General features: G+C 30.8%; 9 protein-coding genes. 1 reads left to right on the top strand and 8 read right to left on the bottom strand.

Annotation, left to right across the window (positions count from 1 at the left end; genetic code table 11):
- Nucleotides 1-469: 469 nt before the first annotated feature.
- The 6 genes from mobV to ACXKY9_RS27620 form a co-directional block, all read right to left on the bottom strand.
- Nucleotides 470-1675, bottom strand: a complete 1206-nt coding sequence (gene mobV, locus ACXKY9_RS27645) for a MobV family relaxase (RefSeq protein ID WP_000033305.1) — start codon at nucleotides 1673-1675, stop codon at nucleotides 470-472.
- A 1372-nt stretch (nucleotides 1676-3047) separates the two neighbouring features.
- Nucleotides 3048-3245: a hypothetical protein gene (locus ACXKY9_RS27640; protein ID WP_000361625.1), complete on the bottom strand. Its 198-nt coding sequence runs from the start codon at nucleotides 3243-3245 to the stop codon at nucleotides 3048-3050.
- Entirely contained in the window at nucleotides 3238-3819 is a 582-nt protein-coding gene (locus ACXKY9_RS27635) for a hypothetical protein (RefSeq protein ID WP_000723966.1), read from the bottom strand. Before ACXKY9_RS27635 ends, ACXKY9_RS27640 begins: the two co-directional genes overlap by 8 nt.
- 119 nt (nucleotides 3820-3938) lie before the next feature.
- Entirely contained in the window at nucleotides 3939-4085 is a 147-nt protein-coding gene (locus ACXKY9_RS27630; RefSeq protein WP_000976019.1) for a hypothetical protein, read from the bottom strand.
- Nucleotides 4082-5161: a response regulator aspartate phosphatase gene (locus tag ACXKY9_RS27625; protein WP_001102658.1), complete on the bottom strand. Its 1080-nt coding sequence runs from the start codon at nucleotides 5159-5161 to the stop codon at nucleotides 4082-4084. The genes ACXKY9_RS27630 and ACXKY9_RS27625 overlap by 4 nt, the downstream gene beginning before the upstream one ends.
- A gap of 471 nt (nucleotides 5162-5632) precedes the next feature.
- Nucleotides 5633-5860: a helix-turn-helix domain-containing protein gene (locus tag ACXKY9_RS27620; protein ID WP_000869869.1), complete on the bottom strand. Its 228-nt coding sequence runs from the start codon at nucleotides 5858-5860 to the stop codon at nucleotides 5633-5635.
- Between the two features lie 273 nt (nucleotides 5861-6133).
- Here ACXKY9_RS27620 and ACXKY9_RS27615 point away from each other — a divergent pair, with 273 nt between their 5' ends.
- A complete protein-coding gene (locus tag ACXKY9_RS27615) occupies nucleotides 6134-6397 on the top strand; it encodes a hypothetical protein (protein ID WP_000874967.1) in 264 nt (87 codons plus the stop codon).
- An 868-nt stretch (nucleotides 6398-7265) separates the two neighbouring features.
- Here the strand turns inward: ACXKY9_RS27615 and ACXKY9_RS27610 are convergent.
- Nucleotides 7266-7463, bottom strand: a complete 198-nt coding sequence (locus ACXKY9_RS27610) for a hypothetical protein (RefSeq protein WP_000861196.1) — start codon at nucleotides 7461-7463, stop codon at nucleotides 7266-7268.
- A 3-nt stretch (nucleotides 7464-7466) separates the two neighbouring features.
- A complete protein-coding gene (locus tag ACXKY9_RS27605; protein ID WP_001085408.1) occupies nucleotides 7467-8513 on the bottom strand; it encodes a protein rep in 1047 nt (348 codons plus the stop codon).

The raw sequence follows: 8513 nt of genomic DNA, 5'->3' as shown, positions 1-8513 counted from the left end.
ATTTGATATATTAGTCCTATCTGAAAAACATCAGAATTTCTAATTTCTGAATTTCATATTCGATATAAAAAAGGGTGTACGAATCCTTTTTTTGGACTTGCTCCTCTCGTGGTATTTATGATTTTTAATTCGACACTAAAAATGATAAATCTATCCGCCTGAAAAAGCAAGTCTTTTTTTTTACAAACCCTTGATACATAAGGGCTAAAAGAATACATAGGCATCAATTTCGTTGCCGAAATAGTTACCTATGTATTAAAGAAAGAAAAAACTCGATTTTTCGAACACGAAAAATCATAAAAAAATGCCCCTAAATCCACTCCGTGGACAGGGGCATTTTTTTTCGTTCAAAACCATTTTTTTTAACGGATAAAACATCTGAGAAACATACTCATCTTAAGCAAGTTATAAAAAACAAATTCCGCTAACGCTATAAATCTAAAAAACAAAAAACTCAAACAGAACCACACTATCTCTCCAATCCCTGGTCCCGATTTTTCTGTTGGCTACTTCGCACTTGTTTTAATCTCTTTTGTTGTTCTTCATGCTCTTGTTTATGATTCAAAAACTTTTGAGCGCCTCTCACTTCATCATCACTAGTAAAATATCGTTTTAAAAATTTGCAATTCATCCTGTCCAATATACTCCCCTTAACGTAACCAATCACCCCAGCCAATTCAGGAAGCTTTTCTTTATACAACTCTTTCACTCGTTCCAACGTTTTCTTAAAGAAATCATTCTCTTCCTTCAATCCTCGATTCTCTCTTTTCAATTCTGTTATTTGCCCCTCTAAAATACATTTCTCTCTATACAGCCCATCTTTTTCACGTGTAATTACACCTGATTCGTTTTTAAGGCGTCTAACATCTTCTCTAAGGGCTTCCGACGACCTAGCTAATACTTTTATACTTTCGAAGTCTTCCGAGGTAATCTCGACCGTTTTAGAGCGTATAAACCCACCTTTTTCTTTAACTGGGATCTCATCCACACTTTTTGCTTGATCTAAAGACATTTTTAAATCATGAAGACGACTATCTATTCCCTTCTTTTCTTGCTCTAGTTCTTCTATTTCTTGTTGTAAAGTCACCGCTTTAAACCGCTGCGTCGATAAATGTTTTCTATCACTAGAAACACCACGCTCTATATCAAATCCCTTTTCTTTCACATGTTCATAGATTTTATCTTGTAAATCATGAAACTCTGATTTGTTTTTAAAAAATGAATACGCTGATAGTTTTTGTTTTTCATTAACTGGAACCATACCCACATGCATATGAGGTGTTTTTTCATCAACATGTACGGAAGCATACACAAAGTTCTCTTCTCCATATCTCCCCTTCAAAAAACGAAGAGACTCTTCAAAGAATCGTCTCTGTTCCACTTGAGATAAAGAATTCATATAATCCGGACTAGCCGAAATCATGAACGAACAACAAACAACAGCGTCTTTCCGAATTGCACGATTAGATACAACACCATTATCAATTCGATTTTGAATTAATTTCTTATAATCCACTTTTTCTTTGTCATGAATCAGATCATAATTCTGTTCCGTTCGTGCTTGAATAATATCTGAATTGGAATGACTTTCTTTTTCACGTTGATTATGTATTTGTAATCCTTTCACATCTCTCATCTTAAATTTTTGCATATGGCAAATCACGAACTTCGACATGGGCCTCGCTCCTTTTTTTCGGGGGTAGTTCCATGTAAACAGTAGCACACTACAGTTTACTGCGTAAACACGTGTGCCCTTCGGGACATTTCGGCTACCGCCGAGCCATAACAAGCATGGCAAAAAAAATCATGGGCTTTGCCCAAACCCACAAGGGAAACTCTTCCCCTTGACCCCTTTCAATCGAACTCCCCAACCCCTCAATCCTTGAGGGACTCCCTCGCCGGTTGGCATCCCCAAAACGGCTAACGTTTTGGAGTTCCAAGAGGGTTCTGGGCACAGTGGGTTCGTCCACTCCTTAATGCTCACTTCGTTCCGCTTACCGTTGGACAAACATCATACAACTACCTCTAACTTTTTACAGTTGACATCCATGTATTAAAAAGTCTCTTTTTATATTCACCACGACTACATAACATGTCCCGCTGCCATGCAATACATCCTCGCCAATCTTCCCTATTTTTTTCAGCTACTAACCAACTTTTCTTAAAAACTATTAACCCCAACAATGACAAAGCCATTCCCGCGTCCTCGTAAAATGTCCTCGCCAACCTTCAACATTTTTCAACTCGCCACCGATCTATGGGAATTTTCTTGTAGTGAAATGACTACTTCCTCTACAAACATAATTTTTTTTGTTTTACAGGAAGAGCTTCAACTATTCTCTATTTTTCAAACATCATCAAATCTATTGATACAATCATATTCTTTATGAGAACCACTGTCGGAACAGCCACAGAATAAAACGACAACTATTCCTAGAGCAATTCCAATATCGAATCCATAGAAAAATACACCTCAGAACGCTCAGAATCCATTCTAGGAACTTCTAGTTCCCTTAAGAAACCCAACATCCTAAAATACTTAAAAACGATTATAAGACCCTTAAAAAGCAAAAATAAAAAAAGAGCATAAGGAAACCGAATCCCACTTTGCAAAAAAAGTGGTGAAATAGGCTGTGCCTATTGGGTTTCTATCACTCTATTTTTAGGGATGTATTTCTACCGTTTGTATGCGACCTATATGCGTTTTTCGGCACTTTGTATGTGTCCCGTATGCGCCTATATGCGCTTGGTATGCGCTTAAAATTAAACCTAAAAAAACTGGGATGCGTTTTTTCGGGTTGTAGTTCGTTTTGAGACCGTTTAAAGATGGTTTGTGGGTCGTCTTGAGGCTTTTGTAGATCGTTTTGATGCCCTTTTAATAGTTACAGCAAATATAACAAGAAAAAAGTCCATTCTTTTGAAAAGAATGGACTTTTTTTGAAACGAGGAAAAATTAACTTGTAAACCATTTTACCTGTACATAACCAGTATAATACAAAATAAGAATAAGGGTTAGAATTTTCTGTTATTTAGACTAACATTATGTGTTAAATATTTTTTTTAGTAATTAAATAAGCTATGATAGCTGCTACTAACGCTAATGCTACAATAATTAAATTTTGGATTATATATCCTGTAAATGAGTAATCACTTTTAACAATCCATTGATAAATATTTAGAGATAGAAAAAGTGTTACCGGAAATAAAATAAAATACATTTGTTTTAAAATTGAACTTTTATCCATAAATTGCACACTTACCTCCATAATAAGCTAAAGTAGCCGCTAAACCTGCTACGCTACTTCCTATAAAGAATTTAACGCCTATTTTAGCCGCTTCTTTCCATAATTTTTTCTCAAGATAATATGCCAATCCACCATTAAATGCGGCTTGTACAGCATTTACTCCAAAAAAGTCATATAAAGCATCTTTCATGCAACTTGTAAAAGATAAACCAGCAATATCACTTTTATCTTTTTTAATTTGTTGTTTAAGTGCATCTAAACCAACATCATTCCCATATTTCGCTTCTATTTTATTAAAATCAAAATCAACAATTTCACCTTGATTATTATATATAGCGGCTTCTTCATGCATAAATTGAAACGCTTCTGCTAATTCATTAATGCTCTTTTCATCTTGACCAGAAACGAGAGACTGTTTCGTTTGTATTATATTGTTGTTATTTGTAGTTGCCGCAAAAACATTATTTGTCACAAATGCTACATTTCCTGCCAATATTCCTCCGACTAACAATACTGGAATCATTTTTTTATATGTTTTTCTCCAATTACTTCTCTCAATACTAATTTTTTTCATAAATTTCATCCCCTTAAGTTTATTATTCAAAATAGATAATAAACTTAATTTACATATAATTCAATATTTTGTTAATAATCCTAATATTTAGGTCGATTGCTAATTGTTGGAATTTGCTTTTAAATATCTTTTCCATGTGCATATTGTTGAATAATATCATTTTTTTCTTTAGCATCATGTGTTTGAATGGAATTATTGAATTGGGAAAAGAAAATACCTGTTGTACATGCTACCCCTATTAGTATCAGACTAAATTTTTTCATCATTTCAATGACTCCCTTTCTAATAAGTTTCTTTTAGCTTTGTAACTTTTATAAAAATATTCATTAGATTTATCCTTATTCTTTTCTTCATAAAATCTTATAGCCAATTCTTCAGTATAATCTTGTATGTATTTCCATAGATTTTGTTTTTCAAAATATGGAATCGCGTCTAACATGACTTTTTCTAATTGTTCAGTAGATAATTTATTGTTTAATGCTTGTAAAAATAAGAAATGAATTTTATATTCTTGGTTACAAACATTTAGCCCTTTTTCAATATATGTGTTTACTGTATTTGTTTGTTTTAACTTGTAATATTCTTGTGCTAATAAAAACATTGTTTTGTAATCGTCTTCTTGATTTTCAAAGGATTCAAGAAGATAACGGATTGCAAGTTCAGAAAGATTTTGATCTGCATATAAAAGACCTAAGTTATAACGTACGATTAAAGCTAATTTGTTTTCACTGTGTTTTTCAAATTTATTAATTGCGGAAAGCAAGTATTCTTCTGCAACAGAAAATTCCCTTAATGTAATACAAGCCATACCAAGTGTGTTTTCACATGCTCCGGTTTTAATCTCGTATCCTAGTTTCCCACTAAAAAAACTTTTGGCTTTGTTAGCATATTGAGTTGCTAATAAGGCTTGATGAGTATGATAATAGAAAGTTGCAACAGCATAATTAAATTCAGCTTTTTCTACTTCATCAGGAATTTCTTCTAGTAATTTTTCTGCTATATCATAATATTTTTGAGTTTCACTATAATTTCCTGTTTTCATTGCATGCATGCCTTTAAAGAAATGATAATAGTAATCTAAAAAATTATTTGTGTGTTCTTTTAATTGTTCGATTTTTTCTAAAGATTGTTCTCTATCTGCATAGTCGTTTGTAAGAATCTTGTATCTCAAATCAATAAGTGAATAATATAAAAGTAAATTTTGGTCTTCTTCTATGTTGTTAATTTCTTTTTCAATCTTTTGTTTTAATTGTTTTGCTTTAATAATGTGTTGCGCTCGAATTTCTTGATACCAATCATTTAATAATTTTGTAATTTGTTCGTTTCCTAGTTGAACATTCATAGAATCTTCTCCTTTTCCAAAATTATCTATATTTTATTTTCTATCATGTTATCATGCTATTGTATAAGACTAACTTTTCAACAGTTGATATATAAAGTTTTTAATATTCTGTATTTTTAAATAGTGTAGCACCTTCACTATTTAAAAATACTTAGTAACAAATAAAAAAAGAGCCCCCAAACAGGAACTCTTTTTCAATACTCATCAATTCCATCACTTTACTGCACTACTATCAATGAAATCACGAAGTATGCCAGTACCGCTCATCTTCCAAGGTGTTGACGCACCTAGCAAGACTATAATTTCATTTACCACATTCAAACCATATTCATACAATAACAAATAGAAATCAAAACTTTAAATACACATATAGCCCTACAAAAAAAACATATGTGAATATAACTCATTGTCGATTAGCAAAAATATGCTTTCATCATACACAAGCTATCTAAAGCTAAAATAGCCCCTAAATTATTTTGTCTCACTATCATCTCGAATATATTCAATTAAATCCAATAACTCAACATCCAACTTCTCACAGATCGTTATCAATGTATCTAATTTTAAAGAAGACACATTCTCATTGTGCCACAACTTATTAATAGAATTACGACTTACTCCCGTTATTCTCACCAAATCCGAAATATTATCTATATTCTTTTTCGCCATAATCATACGAATATTACTTACTACCTTCATTTTTCATACTCCTTTTCATTCAATGTACATACCATTTTACTTACAAGGATACTTTTATACAAATAAAACATAAATTAAATAATATTAAGGTTATTTTTTATATATTCACATTTAATATTAACCTTAAAAATAAAATATATTGTTTTATTATTTAATTTTATTTGTTTTAATTGAAATTTTAACCCCTTAGAGTTAAAATTAAATATATAACTTAAAATTTAATCTTTTAAAATGTATTTTTAACTCTAAAAAAACTAAGAGGAGATTATCATTTTGGCATTCCTAACAAATTACAAAGCAAACGGAAAAAGATACTTTTATGTAGAAAAATATGTTGGTAAAAAACCATATACTTGCAAACAAAGTGAACGTATTTATTCAATTGGAAACGAAAGAATCACATTAGAAAGGCTCACTTTATGGATTTTAGATAACAGTTTCATTCCAAACGAATTAATAAAGATCGGAATATCAATTAACGATATAGAGAACTGGAGAGAAAAAGTAGAAAACACCATAAAGAGATACTCTTTATAAATAAAACTAAAGAAAAAAGACTGATATTTTTTATCAGTCTTTTTTCTTTAACTATTTATATTTTTTCATCATAAAAGGGTTAGGTATTTTAATAATATATTTATATATTTAATAAAAGTTACGCGTGACTTTTTGATTTTTTCATTTGCGCACAAAAGCAAAAAGATTTTAAGAGTAAAAAGGATTAAAAATATACAGAAATCGCGAAATAAAAAATTCACAGAAACAACAATTTCAAACATAATCTAAACATCTTTTTATCACACAACTCGTTTGAAACGGTGCAACTTTTTAACGATATGAAATATCTATGAATTAAATATGCGAGCAAAGTTTTTTCGTTTTCAGTTCGTCATGAAGGTATTATATAAACTCCTTAATTTCGAAATACAGAATAACAAAGAAAAGAGAAAACAAAAATTCCGAAAATCGAAAAATCGAGATTTCCAATTTAACAAATTCCAAAATCAAATCCCACATAAAAAATCCAAAATCAGCCCCGAAAATTTAGAATTTCTCAAAACTATATTTTCAAAAAAATCATCAAAAAACGTGCGGTATTTTATCGTAATATATATTACTAAAAAAATTCATGCGCACACTTTAAGTTTTCACCTCGTACGTTAGTAAAACAAAATTAGTAGAACAAAATATATCTCGAAATAAACTTTAAAAATAAATTTACAAATTCACGAAATTTAAATTTAAGAAAAACTCCTTTTTGTTAAATCATAAAAAAACTTTTGAATGCTACTTGCTGCACTCAAAAATAGACTCAATAAAATAAGGGAACTGACTTGATATAACAGTCAGTTCCCTTATTAAAAATTTCTAACATTTGACTTTGCTTTTTTCACAAATCAACCAACTAAAACAATTCTTTATGACAAGTCTCACAAATTTGCATTCTACCTTCAGCATCACCAATAATTTTCGTTTTTTTAGATTGAATCTTGAAACAATAAAAACATAATTTTCTATTTACACCTTTATGATCAATTTTTTCATATTCATGAAACTTTTTACAACCAAGACAATAATAATATAAATCTCCCGCTACTTTCATACACTACGCCTCCACATCTACTTCATTAATTAAATGACCGTTATACTCTTGCTTCTCACTCTCAGATAACTCTTGATACTCTTGTTCAAATTTCATTAAATCCTTATTCCACATTGCGATTAATCTATAATAATATTCATTCTTGTCTGTACTCTTATACTTGTCCAATTCGCCATCTTCATATTTTTTCGCATAATCTTTTAATAATCCACCGTAAACAATTAATTGACGACCTTTTAATGCTAAATAGAACACGTCAAACACTTCTTGACTAACCGACATTTCATAGTCTTTCGCTGAATACTTCGCAACCTCCGCAACTGCATTTCCTTCTCGTATTAACTCTACTTTTTGAATATGTACTTGCGTAATCTCTGGCATATCTGTTACTTCTCGCCACATTTCTAACCATTCTTCTTGCTTAATATAAAGCTCTTTACGTTTAAAATAATTTTTATCAACACAAAGCAATACATGAAAATGAGGATTATATGTATCATAATTCGGGTTATGATCGTCTACTTTCAATCCACGAGAATCATAATATGCTTTTCTCTTTTTGTTGTTATACATTTCTTCAGTGATGAATCGTTCTTTATCATACGTCATTTCTAGCTTTCTAATATAACCCTTAATAGAACGTTGAATATTACGTCTATCAAATAACTTTTTAAAAGCTTTATTAAATCTATCAATCTCACTTTTCACCATATCAGCTTTAATATTTGGAGTCGTCAACGTTAAAAAAAGAAACTCTTTCTTTTCCTCAATCTTAATTGCTTCCATCATCGTTGCGATTTTCACCGCGTCCTTCCCTGCTTTCCTCCAAGCACAAATCGGACAAAATCGATTTTTACAATCATTCCCCTTTACTCGTTTCTTCTTCTTTTTATCCTTTGTAGCCAAAAATTCATTAAAGATACTGCACGATTTAAACAATTCTTTCCCGCTCTCACTCATTTTCTTCTTTATAAATTCGTAAATCTTGATATTCTGTTTCTTTTTAGGTTGTAATTTACCAGTGATTTCATCTTGATTTTTCTTTGCCAT

It is taken from the genome of Bacillus sp. 2175 (genome assembly GCF_057812155.1).
This window is presented reverse-complemented; position numbering and strand designations above follow the sequence as displayed.

Coding starts and splice junctions, on each gene's coding strand:
- mobV (WP_000033305.1), bottom strand. CDS start 1,675: ATGTCGAAGTTCGTGATTTGCCATATGCAAAAATTTAAGATGAGAGAT.
- ACXKY9_RS27640 (WP_000361625.1), bottom strand. CDS start 3,245: ATGGATAAAAGTTCAATTTTAAAACAAATGTATTTTATTTTATTTCCG.
- ACXKY9_RS27635 (WP_000723966.1), bottom strand. CDS start 3,819: ATGAAAAAAATTAGTATTGAGAGAAGTAATTGGAGAAAAACATATAAA.
- ACXKY9_RS27630 (WP_000976019.1), bottom strand. CDS start 4,085: ATGATGAAAAAATTTAGTCTGATACTAATAGGGGTAGCATGTACAACA.
- ACXKY9_RS27625 (WP_001102658.1), bottom strand. CDS start 5,161: ATGAATGTTCAACTAGGAAACGAACAAATTACAAAATTATTAAATGAT.
- ACXKY9_RS27620 (WP_000869869.1), bottom strand. CDS start 5,860: ATGAAGGTAGTAAGTAATATTCGTATGATTATGGCGAAAAAGAATATA.
- ACXKY9_RS27610 (WP_000861196.1), bottom strand. CDS start 7,463: ATGAAAGTAGCGGGAGATTTATATTATTATTGTCTTGGTTGTAAAAAG.
- ACXKY9_RS27605 (WP_001085408.1), bottom strand. CDS start 8,513: ATGGCAAAGAAAAATCAAGATGAAATCACTGGTAAATTACAACCTAAA.